At 72.9% G+C, this 22,328-nt stretch carries 17 protein-coding genes, 1 other RNA gene and 1 pseudogene; 3 read left to right on the top strand and 16 right to left on the bottom strand.

Annotated features, from left to right (window positions below; all coding sequences use genetic code 11):
* Positions 1-141: 141 nt before the first annotated feature.
* The 3 genes and pseudogenes from ABZW30_RS16705 to ABZW30_RS16695 all read right to left on the bottom strand — a co-directional run.
* Positions 142-447: pseudogene (locus ABZW30_RS16705) on the bottom strand (family 20 glycosylhydrolase); the annotation flags it as partial.
* A 354-nt stretch (positions 448-801) separates the two neighbouring features.
* Positions 802-1,077, bottom strand: coding sequence for a DUF3039 domain-containing protein (locus ABZW30_RS16700; RefSeq protein WP_153460824.1), 276 nt, complete (start codon positions 1,075-1,077; stop codon positions 802-804).
* A 74-nt stretch (positions 1,078-1,151) separates the two neighbouring features.
* Positions 1,152-1,736: a YqgE/AlgH family protein gene (locus ABZW30_RS16695; protein WP_355671829.1), complete on the bottom strand. Its 585-nt coding sequence runs from the start codon at positions 1,734-1,736 to the stop codon at positions 1,152-1,154.
* Between the two features lie 308 nt (positions 1,737-2,044).
* On the opposite strand from ABZW30_RS16695, the gene murA reads away from it, so the two are divergent.
* Positions 2,045-3,385, top strand: coding sequence for a UDP-N-acetylglucosamine 1-carboxyvinyltransferase (gene murA, locus ABZW30_RS16690; RefSeq protein WP_355671828.1), 1,341 nt, complete (start codon positions 2,045-2,047; stop codon positions 3,383-3,385).
* A 72-nt stretch (positions 3,386-3,457) separates the two neighbouring features.
* On the opposite strand, the gene ABZW30_RS16685 is transcribed toward murA, so the two are convergent.
* The 8 genes from ABZW30_RS16685 to ftsE all read right to left on the bottom strand — a co-directional run bounded on the left by ABZW30_RS16685 (position 3,458) and on the right by ftsE (position 12,505).
* A complete protein-coding gene (locus tag ABZW30_RS16685; RefSeq protein ID WP_030059737.1) occupies positions 3,458-3,739 on the bottom strand; it encodes an HU family DNA-binding protein in 282 nt (93 codons plus the stop codon).
* A 509-nt stretch (positions 3,740-4,248) separates the two neighbouring features.
* Positions 4,249-5,721 (bottom strand): NAD-dependent malic enzyme, encoded by a 1,473-nt coding sequence (locus ABZW30_RS16680; protein ID WP_355671827.1) that lies wholly within the window; start codon positions 5,719-5,721, stop codon positions 4,249-4,251.
* 349 nt (positions 5,722-6,070) lie between these two features.
* Complete coding sequence (locus ABZW30_RS16675) at positions 6,071-8,374, bottom strand: UvrD-helicase domain-containing protein (RefSeq protein WP_355671826.1); 2,304 nt, start codon at positions 8,372-8,374, stop codon at positions 6,071-6,073.
* A 154-nt stretch (positions 8,375-8,528) separates the two neighbouring features.
* Positions 8,529-8,910: a transfer-messenger RNA gene (gene ssrA / locus ABZW30_RS16670) on the bottom strand.
* Positions 8,911-8,996: 86 nt separating this feature from the next.
* Positions 8,997-9,473 carry an SsrA-binding protein SmpB gene (gene smpB / locus ABZW30_RS16665; RefSeq protein ID WP_355671825.1) on the bottom strand — a complete coding sequence of 159 codons (477 nt, stop codon included), beginning with the start codon at positions 9,471-9,473 and terminating at the stop codon, positions 8,997-8,999.
* 89 nt (positions 9,474-9,562) lie between these two features.
* A complete protein-coding gene (locus tag ABZW30_RS16660; RefSeq protein WP_355671824.1) occupies positions 9,563-10,717 on the bottom strand; it encodes a S41 family peptidase in 1,155 nt (384 codons plus the stop codon).
* Positions 10,718-10,829: 112 nt separating this feature from the next.
* Positions 10,830-11,741 carry a permease-like cell division protein FtsX gene (gene ftsX / locus ABZW30_RS16655; RefSeq protein WP_355671823.1) on the bottom strand — a complete coding sequence of 304 codons (912 nt, stop codon included), beginning with the start codon at positions 11,739-11,741 and terminating at the stop codon, positions 10,830-10,832.
* A 74-nt stretch (positions 11,742-11,815) separates the two neighbouring features.
* Positions 11,816-12,505, bottom strand: a complete 690-nt coding sequence (gene ftsE, locus ABZW30_RS16650) for a cell division ATP-binding protein FtsE (protein WP_030059730.1) — start codon at positions 12,503-12,505, stop codon at positions 11,816-11,818.
* Between the two features lie 349 nt (positions 12,506-12,854).
* On the opposite strand from ftsE, the gene ABZW30_RS16645 reads away from it, so the two are divergent.
* Positions 12,855-13,049: a hypothetical protein gene (locus ABZW30_RS16645; protein WP_355671822.1), complete on the top strand. Its 195-nt coding sequence runs from the start codon at positions 12,855-12,857 to the stop codon at positions 13,047-13,049.
* 67 nt (positions 13,050-13,116) lie between these two features.
* On the opposite strand, the gene prfB is transcribed toward ABZW30_RS16645, so the two are convergent.
* From prfB to ABZW30_RS16630, 3 genes are all read right to left on the bottom strand, one after another.
* Entirely contained in the window at positions 13,117-14,229 is a 1,113-nt protein-coding gene (prfB, locus tag ABZW30_RS16640; protein ID WP_355671821.1) for a peptide chain release factor 2, read from the bottom strand.
* A gap of 114 nt (positions 14,230-14,343) precedes the next feature.
* Positions 14,344-15,597 (bottom strand): serine/threonine-protein kinase, encoded by a 1,254-nt coding sequence (locus ABZW30_RS16635; RefSeq protein WP_355671820.1) that lies wholly within the window; start codon positions 15,595-15,597, stop codon positions 14,344-14,346.
* A gap of 194 nt (positions 15,598-15,791) precedes the next feature.
* On the bottom strand, positions 15,792-17,627 hold the full coding sequence (locus ABZW30_RS16630; RefSeq protein WP_355671819.1) for a protein kinase: 1,836 nt from the start codon (positions 17,625-17,627) through the stop codon (positions 15,792-15,794).
* Between the two features lie 428 nt (positions 17,628-18,055).
* Between ABZW30_RS16630 and ABZW30_RS16625 the strand changes: the two genes are divergently transcribed.
* Positions 18,056-20,896 carry an FtsK/SpoIIIE domain-containing protein gene (locus tag ABZW30_RS16625; protein WP_355671944.1) on the top strand — a complete coding sequence of 947 codons (2,841 nt, stop codon included), beginning with the start codon at positions 18,056-18,058 and terminating at the stop codon, positions 20,894-20,896.
* 117 nt (positions 20,897-21,013) lie between these two features.
* Here the strand turns inward: ABZW30_RS16625 and ABZW30_RS16620 are convergent, their stop codons facing one another.
* Positions 21,014-21,835: a hypothetical protein gene (locus ABZW30_RS16620; protein ID WP_355671818.1), complete on the bottom strand. Its 822-nt coding sequence runs from the start codon at positions 21,833-21,835 to the stop codon at positions 21,014-21,016.
* 27 nt (positions 21,836-21,862) lie between these two features.
* Positions 21,863-21,994: a hypothetical protein gene (locus ABZW30_RS16615; RefSeq protein WP_355671817.1), complete on the bottom strand. Its 132-nt coding sequence runs from the start codon at positions 21,992-21,994 to the stop codon at positions 21,863-21,865.
* Positions 21,995-22,328 lie beyond the last annotated feature (334 nt).

Genomic DNA, 22,328 nt, shown 5'->3' with positions numbered 1-22,328 from the left:
GAACGGGACTGCCCGTTTGGGACGGATACCGGGCGGTATCTGCCCCGACCCGGGCCGGGCCTGGGCAGATGTTCATCTGTTCTTGACGTCAGATGACCACCCATAAGTTCCCGCACTCCCCGCTTCGCGACGGGGCGGCGATCACCGCACCGGCGGCGGTCCGCCGATCGGCCGGCCGACCACTCCCGGCCGGCGCTGCCAGAAGTGCGGGCCGTCCCAGGGGTGCGGGCCGTCCGCCGGGCGGTACTCCACGCCGAGCGCGTCCAATACCCCGAGGTGGACGGCCGGCCGCTGCTCGAAGCCCGCGAAGTCGCGCTCGGCCGGCTCGGCGGGCAGGTCGGACCAGGCGACCTCGGCGAAGGCGACCAGCCGGGGGAAGGCCCGGTAGCCGATGTCCCGGGCGCTGTCCGTGAACTCGCTCCACAGGTCGGCCCGGGTGCCGATGACGGCGTGGCCGGGGCGCACCGCGATCCGGTACGCCTCGGCGGCCGGCCGGTCGTCCCGCACCCGCTCGATCCCCGCGCCCGGCCGGCCCGGGCCGAACGGCAGCCCGGCGGCGGCGGACAGCGCGCCGCGCGGCCGGTGCTCGACGTCGGCCGACCCGGGCGGGGCGGTCGGCGTGGTCGCGGCATCGAGCGGGAAGTCCTCGTCCGGGCGGCGGACGGCACGCGAAGGTGCGGGAACGAGGTCCGTTCCGACGTCCTGCCCACGCCCGGAACGATCGGCACAGACCACTACGGAAACGCGGTGCTGTGCGAAACGGCGCTGCACGGCGTTCGCCGGAACCGGGGCGGCCGGGGGCTACTTGTCGCCGTCGCCGCCCTGCGGCTTGCCGATGCCGTCGTAGATCTCCTTGCACATCGGGCAGACCGGGTACTTCTTCGGGTCGCGCCCGGGCACCCACACCTTGCCGCAGAGCGCGACCACCGGGGATCCGGAGAGCGCGCTCTCCATGATCTTGTCCTTCTGGACGTAGTGCGCGAAGCGCTCGTGGTCGCCGTCCCCGTTGGACACCTGCGGGACGGGCTCGACCAGGGTGCCGGTGCCGAGGCCGCGCTCGGGCTCAAGAGTGCTCATAGGTGACAAGTCTATGGGGGCCTCCGGAAACCGGGCCAGTGTCGTGCGGACGGGCCCGCACATCCGTACGGAGTTCAGTTCAGCATCGGGTCGTCCGGGTAGGTCGCCAGCAGCGCCAGCGGCCCGCGCTGGCGGCGCAGCACCGAGCGCCACAGCCGCTCCGGCTCGGGGCTGGAGATGTCGCCGGGCTCACAGTCCACCAGGTACCAGGCGCCGCTCTCCAGCTCGGCCTCCAGCTGGCCCGGCGACCAGCCGGCGTACCCGGCGAAGATCCGCAGGCTCCCCAGTTCGCCGGCCAGCACCTCGGGCGGCGCCTCCAGGTCCACCAGACCGATCGCGCCGTGCACCCGCCGCCAGCCCAGCGGCTCGCCGGTGCCCGGCTCCCCCGGCGCGACGGCCAGGCCCAGCGCCGAGTCCAGCGCCACCGGCCCGCCCTGGAACACCACCGCCGGCTGCCCGACGAGTCTGCCCCAGCCGTCCAGCACACTGCCCACCTCGACCGGCGTCGGCCGGTTGAGGACCACACCGAGCGCCCCCTCGGCGTCGTGGTCGAGGAGGAGCACCACCGCCCGCGCGAAGTTCGGATCGGTGAGCAGGGGCGTCGCGACGAGCAGACGGCCGGTGTGGGACCGGCCTCCGTGCGAATGGGCCGCCGTCATGCCACACATGATCCCGCAGAACGGCACCGGTCGGACACCGCAACACCCGAAACCCCGCCACGCCGAACGAACACCCGTACGGCCGCACCGGCGGGCGGGCGGGACCCGGGAGAGAGCACCATCACGGGAGAGGCTCGCGGGAACCATCGGGACGCCCACTACCATCTACGGATGGTGGACGCCCCTCTACGGTGCCGACTCGGATTCTCCGGGGGCCCGAACGCGCCCGTACGCCCGTACCACCGGTCCACCCGTGGCTCCGAACCGGAGCCCGTCCCACTCCTCTGGCACCCCGGATTGCGAGAACGATGACCGACGACGTCCTGCTGGTCCACGGCGGAAACCCGCTCGAAGGCGAGATCCGCGTCCGCGGTGCGAAGAACCTGGTCCCCAAGGCCATGGTCGCCGCCCTCCTCGGCCAGGGCCCCAGCAGACTGCGCAACGTCCCGGACATCCGCGACGTCAAGGTGGTCCGCGGCCTGCTGCAGCTGCACGGTGTGACCGTGCGCACCGGTGACGAGGACGGCGAGCTGATCCTCGACCCCTCGCACGTCGAGAGCGCCAATGTGGCCGACATCGACGCGCACGCCGGCTCCTCACGGATCCCGATCCTGTTCTGCGGCCCGCTGCTGCACCGCCTCGGCCACGCCTTCATCCCGGGCCTGGGCGGCTGCGACATCGGCGGCCGCCCGGTCGACTTCCACTTCGAGGTGCTGCGCCAGTTCGGCGCCACGATCGAGAAGCACCCGCAGGGCACCTACCTGGTCGCCCCGCAGCGGCTGCGCGGCACCAAGATCGAGCTGCCCTACCCCTCGGTCGGCGCGACCGAGCAGGTGCTGCTCACCGCCGTCCTCGCCGAGGGCGTCACCGAGCTGCGCAACGCGGCCATCGAGCCGGAGATCGTCGACCTGATCTGCGTGCTGCAGAAGATGGGCGCGATCATCACCCTGGGCACCGACCGCACCATCCTGATCACCGGTGTGGACGAGCTGGGCGGCTACACCCACCGCGCCCTGCCGGACCGCCTGGAGGCCGCTTCCTGGGCCTGTGCGGCGCTCGCCACCAAGGGCGACATCTACGTCCGCGGCGCCCGCCAGCTGGAGATGATGACCTTCCTCAACACCTTCCGGAAGGTCGGCGGCGCCTTCGAGGTGGACGACGAGGGCATCCGCTTCTGGCACCCGGGCGGCGAGCTCAAGGCGATCGCCCTGGAGACCGACGTGCACCCGGGCTTCCAGACCGACTGGCAGCAGCCGCTGGTGGTCGCGCTGACCCAGGCCACCGGGCTCTCCATCGTGCACGAGACGGTGTACGAGTCGCGCCTGGGCTTCACCGGCGCGCTCAACCAGATGGGTGCGCACATCCAGCTGTACCGCGAATGCCTGGGCGCCACCCCGTGCCGCTTCGGCGCGCGCAACTTCCTGCACTCCGCGGTCGTCTCCGGCCCGTCCAAGCTGATCGGCGCCGAGCTGGTCATCCCGGACCTGCGCGGCGGCTTCTCGTACCTGATCGCGGCGCTGGCGGCCGAGGGCACCTCGACCGTGCACGGCATCGACCTGATCAACCGCGGCTACGAGAACTTCATGGAGAAGCTGCGCGACCTGGGCGCCCACGTGGAGCTCCCCAGCGAGCAGCTGGTCGACGCCTGACGACCGGGCCATACGGCGAGAGGCCGGGCTCCCCAGCGGGGAGCCCGGCCTCTCGGGCGTTCAAGGGGTGGTTCAGGCGCCCTTGGCGGCTTCCTTCAGCTTGGAGCCGGCGCTCACCTTGGCGCTGTAGCCGGCCGCGATCTGGATCGGCTCACCGGTCTGCGGGTTGCGGGCGGTGCGGGCAGCGCGGTGGGTGCGCTCGAAGGTCAGGAAACCGGGGATGGTGACCTTCTCGTCGCCCTTGGCGACGACCTCGCCGACGATCTCGGCGAAGGCGGCCAGAACGGCGTCGGCGTCCTTGCGGGTCACCTCGGCGCGCTCGGACAGCGCGGCCACCAGCTCACTGCGGTTCATGTGTACTCCTGTGGTCTGTTCGCTTGCGGTGTGCGGGGGCCCATCGGTGCTCCCACCGGGGGGCACCCGGATGGGCCGCAGGTCCGCACACTGTGCTCATGCAGGCAATGCGTGGTCGCAGGCCGGGTCCGCACCCGATGCCGCACGCCGGAGCCGTCGAAGGCCCGCCCGCTTGCCTGGGAACGAATCCTGCCCCGACCGGCCCCGAGAAAGCCAATCGGGCCCCGGCCGGGCCACCCGAACAATGCCCGCCCGTTGGAGGTGTGACGCTCCGTCGGCTCCGGCGGACCGGGCGCGGGCGGCGGTCGGGACGACTCGCCGGAAGACCAGGGGGACGTTCCGTACTTGTCGGACACGCCTGCCCCGTGCAGGGCTACCGTACGCCCTAGGACTGACAAGCCCAAACACGCCCCTCGCCCTTGTGTCGCAAGGGTTCGGGGCGCGCTTGGGCGAGTATGGCCGCTAATCGGACATTTGACCGATCGACGACACGCCGCCGCGCCGGACCGTCAGAGCTTGACGGTGGGGAAGGCGGAGGTGTCGAGGGTGCCGACGATGCCGGGGGTCGGGCGGGCCGGGGCCGGGGCCTCCTCGGCGTCGGCCAGGGCAGCCTCGCGCACCGCGGCGGCGACGGTCTTGGCGACGTCCTTGTGGAAGACGCTCGGGATGATGTAGTTGGCGTTCAGCTCGTCGTCGGTCACGGTGGTGGCCAGCGCCCGGGCGGCGGCGATCATCATCTCGGTGTTGACCGTACGGCTCTGGGCGTCCAGCAGGCCGCGGAAGACGCCCGGGAAGACCAGCACGTTGTTGATCTGGTTCGGGAAGTCGCTGCGGCCGGTGGCGACCACGGCGGCGGACTGGCGGGCGACGTTCGGGTCGACCTCCGGGTCCGGGTTGGCCAGCGCGAAGACGATCGCGTCCTCGGCCATGGTGGCCAGGTCGTCGCCGTCCAGTACGTTCGGGGCCGAGACGCCGATGAAGACGTCGGCGCCCGCCACGGCCTCCTTGAGGCTGCCGGTGCGGGCCGAGCGGTTGGTGTGCTCGGCGATCCAGCGCAGGCTGTCGTTGAGGCCCTCACGGCCCTGGTGGACCACACCGTGCACGTCCGCCACGGTGGCGTGCTCGACACCGGCCGCCAGCAGCAGCTTGAGGATCGCGGTACCGGCGGCACCGGCGCCCGACATCACCACGCGGATGTCGCCGATCTCCTTGCCGACCACCTTCAGCGCGTTGGTGAGGGCAGCCAGCACCACGATCGCGGTGCCGTGCTGGTCGTCGTGGAAGACCGGGATGTCCAGGGCCTCGCGCAGCCGGGCCTCGATCTCGAAGCAGCGCGGCGCGGAGATGTCCTCCAGGTTGATGCCGGCGAAGCCCGGGGCGATCGCCTTGACGATGGCCACGATCTCGTCGGTGTCCTGGGTGTCCAGGCAGATCGGCCAGGCGTCGATCCCGGCGAAGCGCTTGAACAGGGCCGCCTTGCCCTCCATGACGGGCAGCGCGGCCGCCGGGCCGATGTTGCCGAGGCCCAGCACCGCCGAGCCGTCGGTGACCACCGCGACGCTGTTGCGCTTGATGGTGAGACGGCGGGCGTCCTCGGGGTTCTCGGCGATCGCCATGCAGACCCGGGCGACACCCGGGGTGTAGATCATGGACAGGTCGTCACGGTTGCGGATCGGCAGCTTCGAGGACATCTCGATCTTGCCGCCGAGGTGCATCAGGAAGGTACGGTCCGAGACCTTGCCGATCGACACGCCGTCGATCGCCCGCAGCTTCTCGACGATCTCCTCGCCGTGGGCGACCGAGGTGGCCGCCACGGTCACGTCGATCCGCAGCGCCTCCAGACCGGACGCGGTGACGTCGAGACCGGTCACCGATCCACCGGAGGACTCCACGGCCGTGGTGATCGCGCTGACCGCGTTGCCGCGGGCCGGGACCTCCAGTCGCACCGTGATCGAGTTGGAGACACTGGGCACCGTCGCCATCGACGCTTCCTTCTTCCGTCAGTCCCGCAGGCTCAACATTTTGTTGAAGGCATCGCCTGCGCATGCTAGACCTCGATCGTCGCACCTACCAAGGGGTAGCCAGAAATAACGTTCATTGAGTGTGCGGATCCGACAACCCCGACCCGCCGCCCGCGGTCTTTCGCCGTCCGCTCCTTGCCTCTCCGGGCCGATGCGTTACATTGGACGGGACACCGGCTCGATCCAAGCCCCCGGGCCCAACCTTCGTCCCTTCGAGGGACCACTTGCCGCGAGGCGAGCATGGCGGGTCGGTGTCGTAAACGTCTGAAGGCCCCTCACCATCGGTGAGGGGCCTTCGCGCTGGTCCGGGTCAGCCGTGCAGCAGCGCGGGCACGCCGGCCGCGTCCGGCAGGTCGTCCGGGCCGGACAGCACGGTCAGCCGCTGGGTCGCCCGGGTCAGCGCCACGTACAGCACCCGCAGACCGGCCTCCGACTCACCGGCGATGCCGGTCGGGTCGGCGACCACCGTCGCGTCGTACTCCAGGCCCTTGGCCTCCAGGCTGCCCAGCACCACCACGCGCTCGCCCAGGCCCTCGGCCCAGCCGGCCGCCTCCGCCCGGCGGTCCATCGGCACCACGATCGCCACGGTGCCGTCCACCTCGCCCAGCAGCCGCTCCAGCTCGGCCCTGGCGGCCTTGCCGAGGGCCTCCGGCGAGGGGTCGGTGACGGCCGCGAAACGCGGCTCCACGCCGACCCGGCGCACCGCACTCGGCGAGGGCGTGCCCGGCGCGGCCAGCGCCAGCACCTTGGCCGCGACCTCGGCGATCTCGGCCGGGTTGCGGTAGTTGACGGTCAGCGTGAAGCGGCGGCGCGGCTTGCCGGAGAGCACCTCGTCCAGCGCGGCCTGGGCCTCCTGCGGGAACGGCCAGGAGGACTGCGCCGGGTCGCCGACGATCGTCCAGGTGGCCATCCGGGCCCGGCGGCCGATCATCCGCCACTGCATCGGGGTGAGGTCCTGCGCCTCGTCCACGATGACGTGCGCGTACTCCTTGCGCTCGACCGGCTGGCGGTCGCGCTGGCGGGCGCTGCGGTCGGCGAAGGTGGTGACCTCCTCCAGGCCGCTCAGCAGGTCCACCGCGTCCACCTCGCGGACCTTCGGCCGGGCCGGCTCGCCGAGCAGCACCTGAAGCTCGTCCACCAGCGCGACGTCGTGCGCGGACAGCGCGCCCTCGCCCTCCGGGGACAGGTGGCGCCAGGAGGCGGCCAGCAGCCTCGCCTCGTCCGGGGTGACGGCGCGGCGGGCGATCCGGTTGGTGTGCCGGCTCTGCTTGAGCGTGCCGAGCACCCGGCGCGGGGTCAGGGTCTGCCACCAGGCGTCCAGGAAGTCCAGGAACGGCGCCTCGTCCGAGACGTACTCGTCGAAGGACTCCTTCTCCTCCTGGCGCTGCTCACGGGCGTAGTGGTCGGTGGGCTTGGGCAGGTGCTTGACGACCTCCTGCCACAGGGCGTCCAGCAGCAGCCGGCGGGCGCGCGGGCGCAGCAGGTTCAGCGGGGTGCCGCCGGAGCCCACGACGTTGCCGCGGACGGCCTTCAGCCGACCCGCGTCCAGCTTCAGCACCTCGCCGCGGGCGACCACCTTCAGCTCCTGCGGGGCGCCCAGCTCCAGCGCCGCCCGGGCGGCCCGGCGCAGCAGCTGCGCCATCCGGGCCGAGCCCTTGACCCGGGCCGCCTCCGGGGTGTCGTAGGTGCCGGCCTCGATGCCGTCGACCAGCGAGCCGACCGCACGGATGGCGACCTGGCCCTCCTCGCCGAGCGAGGGCAGCACGCCCTCGGTGTAGGAGACCAGCAGCGGGGTCGGCGAGACCACCAGGATGCCCCCGGCGTAGCGGCGTCGGTCCTGGTAGAGCAGGTAGGCGGCACGGTGCAGGGCGACCGCGGTCTTGCCGGTGCCGGGACCGCCGGTGACGAGGGTGGCACCGGCCGCGGCGGCGCGGATCACCTCGTCCTGCTCCTTCTGGATCGAGGAGACGATGTCGCGCATCGAGTGGCTGCGGGCACGGCCGAGCGAGGCCATCAGCGCACCGTCGCCGACCACGGCGAGCTCCCGGCCGTCCAGGGTGGGGGTGAGGTCGGGGCGCAGCAGGTCGTCCTCGACGCCGATCACCTTGCGACCCTTGGAGCGGATCACCCGGCGGCGGATCACCCGGCCCGGCTCGACCGGGGTGGCGCGGTAGAACGGCGCGGCGGCGGGCGCCCGCCAGTCGATCACCAACGGGCCGTACTCGGCGTCCAGCACGCCCAGGCGGCCGATGTGGAGGGTCTCGGCGACGGCCGGGTCGGCCGGGTCCAGCGGGGTGTCGGACGGGATGCCGTGCTCCTCCGGGGCGTCCGCCCGTTGGAGGTCGATCCGGCCGAAGAGGAAGTCCTCGAACTCGTTGTTGAGTCGCTGGAGGTGGGCGCCGGCCCGGTAGACCTGGGCGTCGCGCTCGGCGAGCGCGCCGGGGGTGCCGACGTGAACCCGCTTGGCGGCGTCCTCCAGGATGTACTCGGCCTCGGCGAGCTTCTCCTCCAGCCGGTGGTAGACGGTGTCGAGGTGCTGCTGTTCACCGACGATCTCGCGCTCGCGGACGGTCTCGTGGTCGGCGGTGGGGGTGGTGTCCGTGTTGCTCTGCATGGCCTCGGGGGTTGCGACGGAATCCGGCTCCGGAAAACGAGCGGACGGATGATCCTACGCCTGGGCGGGCCGCCGTGCCGCACCGGGATCGTAAAAAAATCCGAAGGCCGCCCTCCGCGCGGAGCGGTGGACGGCCTTCGGTGTGAACATGGGGTGGTGGAGATGCCGGGAATCGAACCCGGGTCCAGTGGAGTTAATTCAGGGCTTCTCCGAGCGCAGTCCGCTGTGCTTTTCTCGGCCCTGGCGGTCACACGGACAAGCCGCCAACAGGCCCAGCTGCTGTTTGATTTCCCATCCACCCTCGCAGCCCGGGCGGACGGTTGAGTTCCCTAGATTATGCCAGGGTCCGGGTCGGGAACTCCCCGGTCTGACACCCAAGCGCTATCGGTGCTTATTAGGCAGCGAGAGCGAACTGCTGGGAATCGCGCTTAGAGTTGGCGATTATTTTTTTGCGACACGTGGTTAACGAGATCATTGCCGCGTTCCTCGGCTCGCTTCCCCTGTTTCAACATCCCCTGTCGAAACCGATCATCCCCATGTTTTATTGAGAAACAGCTCGGACGGTGACCGTCCGTGTTGCTGGCGCCATAGTACGCGAGGCGACGGGCGAGGGTCCAGCGGATTAACCCTGGCGCCGTCGGGCCGCGGCCACGGCACGCGCCGTCTCGCGGGTGTCCTGCTTCTCGCGCAGCGCCTGGCGCTTGTCGTACAACTTCTTGCCGACCGCGAGCGCGAGTTCGAGCTTGACCCGGCCGTCCTTGAAGTACAGCGAGAGCGGGACCAGGGTGTGGCCCGCGTCGCGGACCGTGGTCTCGATCTTGCGGATCTCCAGCTTGTGCAGCAGCAGCTTGCGCTTGCGCCGGGCCGCGTGGTTGGTCCACGTCCCCTGGGTGTACTCGGGGATGAAGACGTTGTCGATCCACGCCTCGTGGTTCTGGATGTAGGCGTAGCCGTCGACCAGGTTGGCCCGCCCCTCGCGCAGTGACTTCACCTCGGTGCCGGTGAGTACGAGGCCGCACTCGTAGGTGTCGAGGATGGTGTACTCGTGTCGCGCCTTCTTGTTCTGCGCGATCAGCTTCTGTCCGGTTTCCTTTGCCATAGCGCCGCCATTCTCGCACTTCGGCGCCGGATCGGGCAGCTGCTTTAGGCCCGGGGTGCGGACGGGTGTCGGCGGGGCGTCGGCGGGCCTCAGGCCCGGGTGCCGAGCCCGGCGAGGACGCGTAGGGCCAGCGCGTCGGCGTCCTCGCCGACCGCGGCCGGGACGTCCGGGGCGAGGCCGGTGCCGTCCAGCGAGCGGCCGGCCGGGGTGTAGTAGCGGCCGACGGTCATCTCCAGCACCGCGCCGTCGGCGAGTCTGCTGGGCTGCTGGACGGTGCCCTTGCCGAAGGTCCGGGAGCCCACCACCACGGCGCGGCTGCGGTCCTGCAGGGCGCCGGCGAGCAGTTCGGCGGCGCTCATCGTGCCACCGTCCACCAGCACCACCAGCGGGGTGCGCTGGTCGCCGCCCGAAGGGGCGGTCAGCTCCCGCTTCTCGCCGCGCTCCTGGTACGAGCCGACCGCCCCGCCGTCCAGGAAGACCCCGGCGGTACCGACCGCCTCGTCCACCAGCCCGCCGGAGTTGCCGCGCAGATCGAGCACCACGCCGGTGTGCGGGGCGCGCAGCGCGGTACGCACCTGCTCGGCCACGCCGCTGGTGAAGGCCCGGACGGTGATCCGCAGGTCCGCCTTGTCCAGCCGCTCGGCGGTGACCTGCTGGCTGTCCAGCAGCACGCGCCGCAGCCGCAGTTCGCGCACCTGCCCGTCGCCGCGCCGGACGGCCAGGGTGACCTCGGAGCCGACCCCGCGCTCGCCGCCCCGCCCGCGCTCTCCGCCCTGCCCGCGCAGCCGGGCGACCACCTCGGTGACCGGCAGCCGGTCGGCCTGGTCCTGGTCGATCCGCAGCAGCCGGTCGCCGGGGGCGATCCCGGCCTCGGCGGCCGGTCCGGCCGGGGTGACCTGGGAGACCACGGTGACGCCGTCCTCGCCGCGGCCGACCGAGAGGCCGACGCCCAGGTAGCGGCCGTCCAGGCCCTGGCTGAACTCGGCGTACTCCCGGGCACTGTAGTACGCGCCCCAGCGGTCGCCGCCCGCCGCGAGCAGGTGCTCGGCCTGCTGCTCGGACAGCGCGGTGCCCGCCGGGTCCGCCGGGAGCCCGGCGGCGGCCGGGGCGAGGTCGGCGGAGGCGCGGTGCAAAGGCGCGCTCGGGTCGCCCCAGGCGCCGGTGGCGGCGCCGGCGATCAGCACGGCGCCGAACACCAGACTGAGGGCGGCCACCTGACGTGCCCTGCGCGGAGTTTGCGGCATGGACCGGAGTGTAGACACCGCATCGCACCCGACGGGCCGGAACGACGGACCACGAAACGGCGACGGCCCCGGACGGCGCAGTGCCGTCCGGGGCCGAAGCACCCGATGGAAATCAGACCTTGAGGTACTTGCGCAGCGTGAAGAACGCCGCGACGCCGGCCATGCCCATACCCACCACGACCAGCAGCGGGATCACCGCGAGCACCGAGCTCAGACCGATGAAGTGGATGAACTGCACCCGGTCGGCCAGCCAGTGCTGGACGAAGAAGTGCCCGCCGAGCAGCAGGCCCGAGGCCATCACCGCACCCAGCAGCGCGGCGAACGCGGCCTCGGCGATGAACGGCATCTGGACGTAGAAGTTCGAGGCGCCGACCAGGCGCATGATGCCGGTCTCGCGCCGCCTGCTGAACGCCGACACCCGGACGGTGTTGACGATCAGCAGCAACGCGACGAAGAGCATCAGCACCATGATCACGAAGGCCGCCGTCTGGAGACCGTTGAGCAGGCCGAAGAGGTTCTCCAGGATCTTCCGCTGGTCCTCGACCGACTTGACGCCGGGCTTGCCGGCGAAGGCGCTCTGGATGACGTCGTACTTGGTCGGGTCGTTGAGCTTGACCCGCCAGGACTGCGGCATGGCGTCCGCGCCCAGGACGGAGATGAGCGGGTTGTCCGGGTTCATCTCCTTCCAGTGCTTGTACGCGTCGGCGGAGCTCTCGTAGGTGGACGTCTGGACCACCGAACTCATCTTGTCCAGCTGGTCCTTGATGTCCTGGACCTGCTGGTCGGTGGCCGCGCCCTTGTCGCACTGCGGCGAGTTGCGGGCATCCGCCTTGGTGCAGAAGTAGATGCTCACCTCGACCTTGTCGTACCAGTACCCCTTCATGGAGTTCACCTGGTCGCGGACCAGGAGCGAGGAACCGGCGAGGGCGAGGGAGAGCGCGACACTGACGACGACCGCGATGGTCATGGTCAGGTTGCGGCGGAGACCCACACCGATCTCCGACAGGACGAACTGGGCACGCATGCGGAAACAACTCCAGGGTCGGTACTGCTCGGTCTGGCGTTCGGGCCGGCGGCCCTACGGGTCAGCGCTGGGGGTCAGTGCTGGTACCCGTAGACGCCGCGAGCCTGGTCGCGGACGAGCAGCCCCTTGTCGAGTTCGATGACTCGCTTGCGCATCTGGTCGACGATGGCCTGGTCGTGGGTGGCCATCAGCACGGTGGTGCCGGTGCGGTTGATGCGGTCGAGCAGCTTCATGATGCCGACCGAGTTCTGCGGGTCGAGGTTACCGGTGGGCTCGTCCGCGATGAGCAGCATCGGGCGGTTCACGAAGGCACGGGCGATCGCCACACGCTGCTGCTCACCACCGGACAGCTCACCCGGCATGCGGTCCTCCTTGCCGCCGAGGCCGACCAGCTCCAGCACCTCGGGCACCACCTTGTTGATGGCGCTCTTGGGCTTGCCGATCACCTCCAGGGCGAAGGCGACGTTCTGCGCGACCGTCTTGTTCGGCAGCAGGCGGAAGTCCTGGAAGACGGTGCCCAGCTGGCGGCGCATGTGCGGCACCTTCCAGTTGGACAGCTTGCCGAGGTCCTTGCCCAGCACGTGCACCGCACCGGTGCTGGGGCGCTCCTCGCGCAGGCACAGGCGCAGGAAGGTGGACTTGCCCGAGCCGGACGAGCCGACCAGGAAGACGAACTCACCCTTCTCGATCTCCAGCGAGACGTTGTCCAGGGCGGGACGATTCTGCTTGGGATAGGTCTTGGAGACGTTGTCGAATCTGATCACGGCTGCATCACGGAGGCCATCCTAGGCGGCGCCAGTCCTCGGTCGGTCCACCCCGGAGGCCCGGTCCGGCGGCGGGCGAAGGGAGCGCGGAGGGCCGCTCCCGGTCTGGGACCATACGCGAATCGGCGACCGGCCCGCAGGGTCGGTCCAGGACGGCGGTCGAAATCTGGGGGATAATGTCCGGTTATGCCCTGAATATTGCGAGCCATCTCACAGCCCGGGAGCCGGAAGCGCCAGAACCTGGCAGAGTGGAGGTGGCGACCGTGTTCGGTCGCTCCCCCGTACAGGGCAGGAAAAGGAACCAAAGCCCCGTCCGGTGCGTTGGCTGTAGCAGCGAGGAGGAGATCGCATGACGTGCGACCATCTGGTGTGCGCCAACTGCAACGGCCGCGTCAGCGACGGGCGGTGCCCGGTGTGCCGCGCCAACCGGGCCCGGTTGCAGGAGCAGCAGGGGCCGTTCGCCACGCTCTCCCCCGCGATGCTGCTGGCCCTGCTGGCCGGTCTGCTCGCGGTGGCGCTGATCGCGCGGCAGGCCCTGACCTGAGAACCGACGAGACGTACGGAAAGGCCCCCGACCACTGTGGTCGGGGGCCTTCTCCGTGTCCGGGTGCTTACTCGGCGCTGGTCTCGCGCTGCTTGCGCCACCGGATGCCGGCCTCGATGAAGCCGTCGATGTCGCCGTCCAGCACCGCCTGCGGGTTACCGGCCTCGAACGTCGTACGGACGTCCTTGACCATCTGGTACGGGTGCAGCACGTAGGAGCGCATCTGGTTGCCCCAGGAGCTGCCACTGTCCTTGAGCGCGTCCATCGCCGCCTTCTCCTCCTGGCGGCGCCGCTCGAGCAGCTTGGCCTGGAGGACGTTCATCGCGGACGCCTTGTTCTGGATCTGCGAGCGCTCGTTCTGGCAGGAAACCACGATGCCGGTCGGGATGTGCGTGATGCGCACCGCCGAGTCGGTGGTGTTGACGCCCTGGCCACCGGGGCCGGAGGCGCGGTAGACGTCCACCCGCAGGTCGCCCTCGTCGATGTCGACGTGGTCGGATTGCTCGACGACCGGGAGCACCTCGACACCGGCGAAGGAGGTCTGCCGGCGGCCCTGGTTGTCGAACGGCGAGATGCGGACCAGACGGTGGGTGCCCTGCTCGACCGAGAGGGTGCCGTAGGCGTACGGCGCCTTCACGGTGAAGGTCGCGGACTTGATGCCGGCCTCTTCGGCGTACGAGGTGTCGTACACCTCGGTGGGGTACCCGTGCCGCTCGGCCCAGCGCAGGTACATGCGCATCAGCTGCTCGGCGAAGTCGGCGGCGTCGACGCCACCGGCCTCGGCACGGATGTTGATCAGCGCCTCGCGGGCGTCGTACTCGCCGGACAGGAGGGTGCGGACCTCCAGCTCCTCGACCGCCTTCTTGACGGCCACCAGCTCGACCTCGGCCTCGGCGCGGGTGTCCGCGTCGTCCTCGGCCTCGGCCAGCTCGAACAGCACACCCAGGTCGTCGATGCGGCCGCGCAGGCCCTCGACCCGGCGCAGTTCGCCCTGGAGGAAGGAGAGCCGGCTGGTCACCTTCTGCGCGTTCGCGACGTCGTCCCACAGGGTGGGGGCGGCTGCCTCCTCCTCCAGGACCGCGATGTCGGCCCGGATCTTGTCCAGGTCGAGGACGGCCTCGATCGACCCCATGGTCGTATCGAGGTTCTTGAGCTCTTCGGAAGGATCGACGGCTGCCACGCCCCCCAGGGTAATGGTTCCGGGGGTGGTCATGACGACACCCCCGGTTCGCCCGGGGTCGGGGCCGGCCTCCCGGGCCCTTGCCCGATCCGGACAAAACCCGGGAGACCGGCCCTACGGGGCCCGCGGGGCGGTGCTGTGCACGGCCGGGCGGGCCGGGTGGCCGCGGTCCGGCCCGGCGGCCGCGAAGGCCGTCCAGGCCGCGGCGGCGCCCGCCAGCAGCAGGACGGTGGCCAGCAGCACGGCCAGCAGCCGGCGGCGGCGCAGCAGGGCCTGGCGGTCCCGGCGGTGGCCCGGGGCGGCGCGCTGGGCGCGCGACTCGGCCGCGTACGCGGCCAGCTCGTCGGCCGAGGGGCGGCGCAGGCTGGTGTGGGTGTCCCGGGTGGAGTCCGGGGCGACGCCGGGCACCAGCGGGACGGCCGGGCCGCGGCGCCGCTTGTGGGTGCCCGGGCCGGCGTCGATCTCGGCGTAGACGGCCTCGCCGGGGGTCAACTGCTCCTCGGCCGGTGCGCGCCCCTGGGAGGGCACCGCCAGCACCGGCAGACCGGCCAGCGAGGGGAGCTGCTCGCGCAGCCGGGCGGCCAGCTCCGCGGCGCGCAGCCGGGAGGCCGGGGCCTTGGCCAGGCACTCCGAGATGATCCGCCACAGCCCGTCCGGCAGGCCGGGGATCGGCGGCACCTGCTCGGTGACGTGCCGGCGCAGCACCGCGCCGGTGTGGCCGCCGCCGAACGGGGTGAAGCCGGCCAGCAGCTCGTAGAGCACGGTGGCGAGGGCGTAGATGTCGACGGCGGCGCGCGGCTCCAGGCCCTCGATGATCTCGGGGGCGAGGTAGTCGGGGGTGCCGATGATCCGGGTGGCCCGGGTCCGGCGCGGGGCGTCGACCAGGCGGGCCACGCCGAAGTCGGTGAGCTTGGCGCGCGGGGCGCCGCCGGGGCCGGGGGCGGCGGCGAGGTCGAGCAGGACGTTCTCCGGCTTGACGTCACGGTGGACGATCCCGGCCGCGTGCGCGGCGGCCAGGCCGTCGGCGACGTCGGCGATGATCGAGGCGGCGGTCTGCGGCGGGAGGGCGCCGTCCCGCTCCAGCCGGGAGCGCAGGTCGGTGCCCTGGACCAGTTCCATCACCAGGGCGAGGTCGCTGCCGTCCACCACCATGTCGCGAACGCCGACCACCCGGGGGTGGTCGAGGCTGGTCAGCGCGGTGCGCTCCTGGACGAAGCGGCCGACCAGCACCTGGTCGGCGGCGAGGTCCTCGCGCAGCAGCTTGACCGCCACCGGGCCGTCCGGCCCCTCACCGAGCCAGACCGTACCGGCCGAACCCCGGCCGATCACCTGGTGGACGGTGTACCGGCTGCCGATCTTGCGTGCCAATGCTGCTCCGTGGGCGGCGCGGGAGCGCTCCGGGGGTCCGGGCGCGCTCGGTGGGGCGGGACAACAGCGACCAACCTACGCGCCCCGACCCCCCGTGCGGGCCGCCTGACGGCCCCGGGGCGGGACTCCGGGGCGAGAAATCTCGTGAATTGTCGACAAAGCGTCAATCCTGCCGTCCTGGAGGCGATCCGCGGCTATTTGCCGAAGACGCTGTTCACCCAGTCGCGCGCCGAGTCGAACCAGCCGACGACGTTGTCCCAGTAGTGCGGCAGCGGGGTGAAGCTCCACAACGCGATGCCGGCCAGGGCCAGTACCAGCAGCACCATCAGACAGCCCTTGAGGCAGCCGAGCCCCGGGATGTACATCCGGTTGCGGCTGCGCGGACGGCGCTCGCGCGGCGGGGCGGGCTCGCGCCGGGGCGGCGCGGGCGGCTCCTCGCGGCGCTGCGGGGGCTCCCGGCGCTGCGGCGCGGGCGGCTCGGCCCGGCGCGGCACCGGGGCGGGTGGGGGCGGCGGCGGGTAGCCGCCCTGCGGCTGGCCGTACCCGGCCGGCGGCTGCCGGTAGCCGCCCTGCGCGCCGGGGCCGCCCTGGCCGTTTCGGCCGCCCTGGCCTCCCTGGTAGGGCGGCGGGGCGACCGGCGGGCGCTGGGCGTAGCCGGGCGGCGGGCCCTGGCGGCGCTGGTCCGGGCGGTAGCCGGTCGGCGGCTGTGGCTGGTAGCCGGGCGCGCCCTGACCGGTCCGGCCCCCCGGTCCGGCCTGGTAGGGCGGCGGGGCGACCTGCGGCTCCTCGAAGTCCTCGGGGCCGAAGTAGCCGACCTGGGTCTGCTGGTTGCGGTCGCGCGCCGCGCGCAGCTGGGTCTGCCACGGGTGCGGCGCCTCCTCCTGCGGCGCGGCGGGTGCTCCGGGCGCTCCGGGCGGGGGCACGGCGGTGGGCGGCATCACCTGGGTGCGGTCCTGGGTGCCGTACGGGGGCGCGGGCGGCGGCTGGGTGCCCATCACCCGGGTCGCCCCGGCCGGGTCGTACTGCGGGCCGCCCGGGGGCGGGGGCAGCACCTGGGTGCGGTCCTCGGCGCCGGCCCCGGGTGCGGCCGGCACGGTGCCGGGCGCGGTGGCCGGCTGCGGGTCCGGCAGCAGCAGGGCGGCGACCGCGAGCGCCTCGTCCACCGCCGCCGGGGAGGCGTGCACGCCGACCCCGGCCGCGACCACCCGCAGCGCGCGGGCCAGCGAGGTGGCGCTCGGCCGCTGGGCCGGGTCCTTGCGCAGGCAGCGCTCGATCACCGTCCAGACCGGCTCCGGCATGGTGCTGGGCCGCTGCGGCTCCTGCGTCAGGTGGGCCTGGAGGACGGCCAGTGCGCTGTCGCCCTGGAACGGCTGGCGGCCGGTGACCAGCTCGTAGAGCATGATCCCGGCGCCGTAGACGTCCACCGCGGAGGTCTGCGGGCGGCCCTCGGCGGACTCCGGCGCGACGTACGCGGGGGTGCCGACGAACTCGTGGGTGCGGGTGACGCCCGGGGAGTCGGCGAGCCGGGCGATGCCGAAGTCGGTCAGCATCGGGTGCATCTGCTCGGTGCCGTCCACCAGGACGGAGGCGAGCAGAACGTTGGCCGGCTTGAGGTCGCGGTGGACGATCCCGTCCGCGTGGCTGGCCGCCAGCGCGTCGGCGACCTGGGCCATCAGCAGAGCGCCCGCGATCGGGCTGAAGGGGCCGTTGGCGCGCAGGCAGCGGGCCAGGTCCGGGCCCTCCACCAGGTCCATCACCAGGGCCAGCAGCTCGCCCTCGACGACCAGGTCACGGACCCGGACGATGTTCGGGTGGGTCAACCGCAGCAGCAGCGAGCGCTCCTGCAGGAAGCGCATCACGACGTCCGGGTCGGCCGCCAGTTCCTCGCGCAGCACCTTGATCGCCACCTGCTGCCCGGGCTCACTGCCCGGCGCCTGGACGTCCGGACGCACCAGGCCGCGCCAGACGGTCCCGGTGGCACCCCGTCCCAGGGTCTCCTCAAGCAGATATTTGCTGCCGACTGGCCGCACCTGTCGCACTCCTCGCCGTGCCGCCCGCGCGGGGCGCTCCTCCGCCGGTGCGGTGAGCCTGCCGGGCCCGTGTTTGCGGCCACTCTAACCGTGTCCGTTCAGGTTTTTGAGGTGACCGGTAGGCCACCCGAGCAGGGTTGGGGGACATCCCCTAGGGGACTGCCCGGACGCGCCCCGGGGGGCTGGTCGGAGCCGCTCGCCGGGGCCCGTCGCGGCTGCGGTTGACCTGACTCTCCGTCGCCTCCACCATGGCGATGATCGCAAGATCGTCAAATCCGGTACGGTGCGCGGACTGTCCATGCCGGATGGCAGGATGGACACTCGCCACTCGTGTGGCCCAAAGGGTCGACGCGACCGCCCGGTGCGACCGCGACGACACCTGGCAGCGGTACCAGGCATCACACCAGCAGAAGGGACCCGCGGGCGAGATGCAGATCCGGCTGACCGTCCTCCGACCGCGCAGCGGCCCGACCGCCGCCGGCTCCGCCATCCCCTACGTGGACGTGCTGGTCACCGCGCCCGTCGGCACCGCGCTCGGCGCCATCGCGGGCGCGCTCGCGGGCGCCGTGGGCGTGCGCGGACCGCGCGCCGCCACCCACGTGCACTTGTACGCCGGGGCGCACCGGGTGGACGAACACACCCTGCTCGGCCACCCCCCGCTGCTCGACGGAGCCGTCCTCAGCCTCAACGAGCCCGACCCGACCGCCGACGACCCCGACGACACCCCCGCCGCCGAGCTGCGGGTGGTCGGCGGCCCGGACGCCGGCGGCGTGCACCGACTGCACGGCCGGGAGATCCGGATCGGCCGCTCCGGCGAGGCCGACGTCCCGCTCGACGACCCGGACGTCTCCCGGCTGCACCTCGCCCTGCACCTCGGCGAGGACGGCCGGATCGCCGTCCGCGACCTCGGCTCCACCAACGGCACCACCCTGGACGGCCGGATCGTCCCGCCCGCCCCGGCCGAAGCCGCCGTCCCGCTGGAGAACGGCGCCCTGCTGCGGATCGGCGAGTCCACCCTGCAGGTCTTCGAACCGGCCGGGGAACCCGCCCGCGTCGCCCTGCCCGACGGCAACGGCCACCTCCAGCTCGCCGCCCCCGGCCCGGTCCGGCCCGCACCGCCCGTGATCGAGCCGCCCATCACCCCCGAGCTCACCCACGGGCGCGGCCTCGGCCTGTTCTCCCTGCTGTCCGGCCGCACCGCCGAACCGCCCGAGGAGAGCGCCGAGCGCCACCACGCCGCGGTACGGCTGCGCCAGGCCGCCGCCCAGCGCGAGCGCTGGCCCGACCTCGCCACCGTGCTGCTCAACGCCGTCGGCCCCGGCCCCCGGCTCTGGGAACGCAGCCCCGGCCACCCCGACGCGCTCACCCTGCGCCTGGGCACCGCCGACCGCCCCGGCGGCCCCGGCACCACGCCCGGCACCATGCTGCCCGCCGTCCCGGTCACCCTCGACCTGCAGACCGCCGGCAGCCTCGGCCTCAGCGGCCCCCGCGAGCGCCTGGACGCGCTCACCCGCGCCGTCGTCGCCCAACTCGCCGCGCTGCACCCGCCGACCGGGCTGAGCCTGGTCGTGGTCGACGCCGACCCGGCCCGCGGCCCCGAGGAACGCGTCGACACCTGGGCCTGGGCGCTCTGGCTGCCCCACCTGCGCCCCGCCGACGGCCAGGACTGCCGACTGCTGCTCGGCCTCGACGACGAACAGGCCACCTCCCGGCTGACCGAACTCACCGCCCGGCTCAGCGGCCCGGCCGGCCTCGGCGGCCACCCCGCCACCGTGGTCGTGGTGGACGGCCGCCCGGCCACCGAGGCCGCCCGGCACGCGCTCGACCTGCTGCTGCGGCAGGGCCCGGCGGTCGGCATCTTCCCGATCTGCCTCGCCGAGCAGCCCGAGCTGCTCCCCCGCGGCCTCGGCGCCACCGCGCTGATCACCGGCGAGGTCGGCACCCACCTCTCCATCGACCGCCCGGTCGCCCGCGGCCGCGAGACCCTGCACGAGGTCTCGCTGGACGCCGTCTCCGACGCCTGGGCCGAGCGGCTCGCCCGCGTCCTCGCCCCGCTGCGCGAGGCCACCCCGGCCGCCCGCGGCCCGCTGCCGGACGCGCTGCGGCTGCTCGACCTGCTCCAGCTCGACACCGTCACCCCGGCCAAGCTGTCCGCCCGTTGGACCGCCCACGCCGGCGGCATCGGCGCGGCCGGCGCGCTGCTCGGCACCACCCGGGACGAGCTGTGCACCCTCGACCTCGCCGACCCCGAACTAGCCCTCCCCTCCCCCGACCCGGGCGGGCCGCACCTGCTGGTCGGCGGCGCGCGCGGCTCCGGCAAGACCGAACTGCTGCGCACCCTGGTCGCATCGCTCGCCGTCTCCGAACGTCCCGAGCGCCTGGCCGTCACCCTCATCGAGGGCCGGGCCGCCACGGACGGGCAGGACGGCCTGGACGGCTGCACCGAGCTGCCGCACGTCACCGGGCGCGTCAACGCCGCCTCCGACCCGCGCGCCGCACTGCTCGCGGCCGAGGCGTTGGAGGACGAACTCGCCCTGCGGGAGCGGCTGTTCGACGGGCTGGACTTCGCCGCCTGGCACGCGGCGCGCATCTTGGACGGGCACAGCCTGGACGGACGCGGCCTGGACGGCCAGGGCCTGGGCGCGGACCGCCCGCAGATCCCGGTGCCCGCCACGGTCGGTGCCGCCTCGGCGGGCGGCGCGCGGATCATCCCGCCGCGCAGCGCCTCCGACGCCCGGCCGGCCGCCTCCCCGGCCGACCCGGCCCCGGCCCGGCTGGTCGTCGTGGTCGACGACTACGACGACCTGCTCTCCCCCACCTCGCCGGCCGGCCGCCCGCTGGCCCGCGCGCTCGCCGCCGTCGCCCGGCGCGGCGGCCCGCTCGGCATCCACCTCGCGGTCGCCACCGGCCGCCCGGAGGAGAGCGCCGGCACGGAGGTCGACGAGGCCGCGCTGCTCCGGATCGCCCTGCGCACCGAGGACCCGGCCGACTCCGACCTGCTGATCCACCTCGGCGACGCGGCCGCCATCCCCGAGGACACCCCCGGCCGCGGCTACCTGCGCCGGCCCGACGGCGGGGTCACCGCCTTCCAGACCGCCCGGATCAGCGGCCGCATCCCCCGCACCGCCACCCTGCGGCCCACCGTGGTCGCGATAGACCCGCTCCAGCTCGGTGCCCCACCCGCCCGCCGCCCGGTCCGCGAGCTCGGCAACGGCCCCACCGACCTCGCCCTCCTCGCCAGCGCCCTCCAACGCGCCGCCTCGCGCTGAGCAGTCAGCGACAAAGCCGGTGAACGCGCCCGACTCGGAGGGCGTCACCCGCGCCCGCGCGGCCCTGCACGGGCGCGGGCGACTCGTCGGTGTCGGCCGTCAGCGCGGGTGATGCGCTCAGGAACAGTACGTACCGTGCTTGACCAAGGCGAGGCCGGAGACCTTGCCGCCGTCCATGGTGAACTCGTAGAACCAGCCCTGGCCGCCGTGGCCGCCCTCCGCCTCCAGCTCGTACGTGCCGTCCTTGGCCGACTTGAGGCCCTTGGCGTCGTAGGCCTGCTTGAGCTCGTCCTCGGTCGAGCCCGCGCCGATGCCGTCGGCGGTACGGGCCCCGGCGGGAGCGACCAGCTCGCGCAGGCCCTCCGTGCCGAATCCGACCCGGCCGGTGGCCAGGAAGGCGAGGTCCCGGTTCTTGCGGGCAGTGGTCAGGGCCTCCGCGTCCTTGGAGAGCTCGCTGAGCTCCTTCATGTCGGCGGCCTGCTCCTTGAGCCGCTCTGCCTCGTGGCTGTTGTACTCCTGCATCTGCTTCAGCGAGGCGCCCGGCGGCAGCGTCTCGCGCGTCTTCGTCTTCGCCTTGATCTCGTCCAGCTTGGCCGTGACCTTGTCGGACTTGGCCCGGGCGTCCGCCTCGGCCGCCATCCGCACCGGATCCGGCGCCGGGCCGCCCTTGTACGCGAAGTCGGTGCAGCCGTTGAGCAGTGAGACCGGCGCGGCCTCCAGTGCGCCGGAGGCCAGCGCCTCGTCCTTGGTCATGGACAGCTTCAGGCCCCGGTAGCCGCCCATCCCGAACGGCTCGGGCGGCGTACTGGCTGCGGACGAGGCCGCCGCAGCGGCGTCGGCGCTCCGCCCGCCGCCCTCGCAGGCCGCCGCCCCGGCCACGACCAGCGCCACCATGATGCCCGCACCCAGCACGCGGACCGGCCCGCGCTTCTCTCCCATGTTGTGATCCCCCTGGTCGAACTGGGATCACCGTATCGAAAGTGCGACCACGACCCGCAATCGGTTTTCCCAGGAGTCGAAGACGGCCGCCGCGGGCACCGGGTCGAGGCGCAGCCACTCGTCCTCGACGACGCGCCGGGCCGGCACCGGCTCCGCCACGTCCAGGGCCTCCGGGGCCGTCTCGGCCGGGTCACCGCGCCGGGCGTAGCCGGGTCACCGCGCCGGGCGTGGCCGGGTCACCGCGCCGGGCGTAGCCGGGTCACCGCGCCGGGCGTGGCCGGGTCACCGCGCCGGGCGTGGCCGGCGAACAGCCGGTCCTTGCCGGCCGGCACGTGCACCATGGCCGCGTCCGGTGTGCGGCGGCCAGCGGCGGGAACGCGGAAGGGCCCGCGTCCCGAGGCGGTTTCTAGCGGTCGTTGCAACACGTGATCGGTTGTCTAGGCCGCGAGGAGTTTAGCCAGACGCTCGGCTGGGGTTTCCCAGCCGAGCGTCT

This window comes from Kitasatospora sp. NPDC004669, assembly GCF_040609455.1.
GTDB lineage: Bacteria > Actinomycetota > Actinomycetes > Streptomycetales > Streptomycetaceae > Kitasatospora.
This window is presented reverse-complemented; position numbering and strand designations above follow the sequence as displayed.

What these genes read in the sequence shown, in the direction of transcription:
- ABZW30_RS16625 (WP_355671944.1), top strand. Translation starts at nt 18,056, where the DNA reads ATGCAGATCCGGCTGACCGTCCTCCGACCGCGCAGCGGCCCGACCGCC.
- ABZW30_RS16675 (WP_355671826.1), bottom strand. Translation starts at nt 8,374, where the DNA reads ATGCAGAGCAACACGGACACCACCCCCACCGCCGACCACGAGACCGTC.
- ftsX (WP_355671823.1), bottom strand. Translation starts at nt 11,741, where the DNA reads ATGCGTGCCCAGTTCGTCCTGTCGGAGATCGGTGTGGGTCTCCGCCGC.
- ABZW30_RS16645 (WP_355671822.1), top strand. Translation starts at nt 12,855, where the DNA reads ATGACGTGCGACCATCTGGTGTGCGCCAACTGCAACGGCCGCGTCAGC.
- ABZW30_RS16685 (WP_030059737.1), bottom strand. Translation starts at nt 3,739, where the DNA reads ATGAACCGCAGTGAGCTGGTGGCCGCGCTGTCCGAGCGCGCCGAGGTG.
- smpB (WP_355671825.1), bottom strand. Translation starts at nt 9,473, where the DNA reads ATGGCAAAGGAAACCGGACAGAAGCTGATCGCGCAGAACAAGAAGGCG.
- ABZW30_RS16700 (WP_153460824.1), bottom strand. Translation starts at nt 1,077, where the DNA reads ATGAGCACTCTTGAGCCCGAGCGCGGCCTCGGCACCGGCACCCTGGTC.
- ABZW30_RS16620 (WP_355671818.1), bottom strand. Translation starts at nt 21,835, where the DNA reads ATGGGAGAGAAGCGCGGGCCGGTCCGCGTGCTGGGTGCGGGCATCATG.
- ABZW30_RS16660 (WP_355671824.1), bottom strand. Translation starts at nt 10,717, where the DNA reads ATGCCGCAAACTCCGCGCAGGGCACGTCAGGTGGCCGCCCTCAGTCTG.
- ABZW30_RS16680 (WP_355671827.1), bottom strand. Translation starts at nt 5,721, where the DNA reads ATGGCGACGGTGCCCAGTGTCTCCAACTCGATCACGGTGCGACTGGAG.
- murA (WP_355671828.1), top strand. Translation starts at nt 2,045, where the DNA reads ATGACCGACGACGTCCTGCTGGTCCACGGCGGAAACCCGCTCGAAGGC.
- ABZW30_RS16695 (WP_355671829.1), bottom strand. Translation starts at nt 1,736, where the DNA reads ATGACGGCGGCCCATTCGCACGGAGGCCGGTCCCACACCGGCCGTCTG.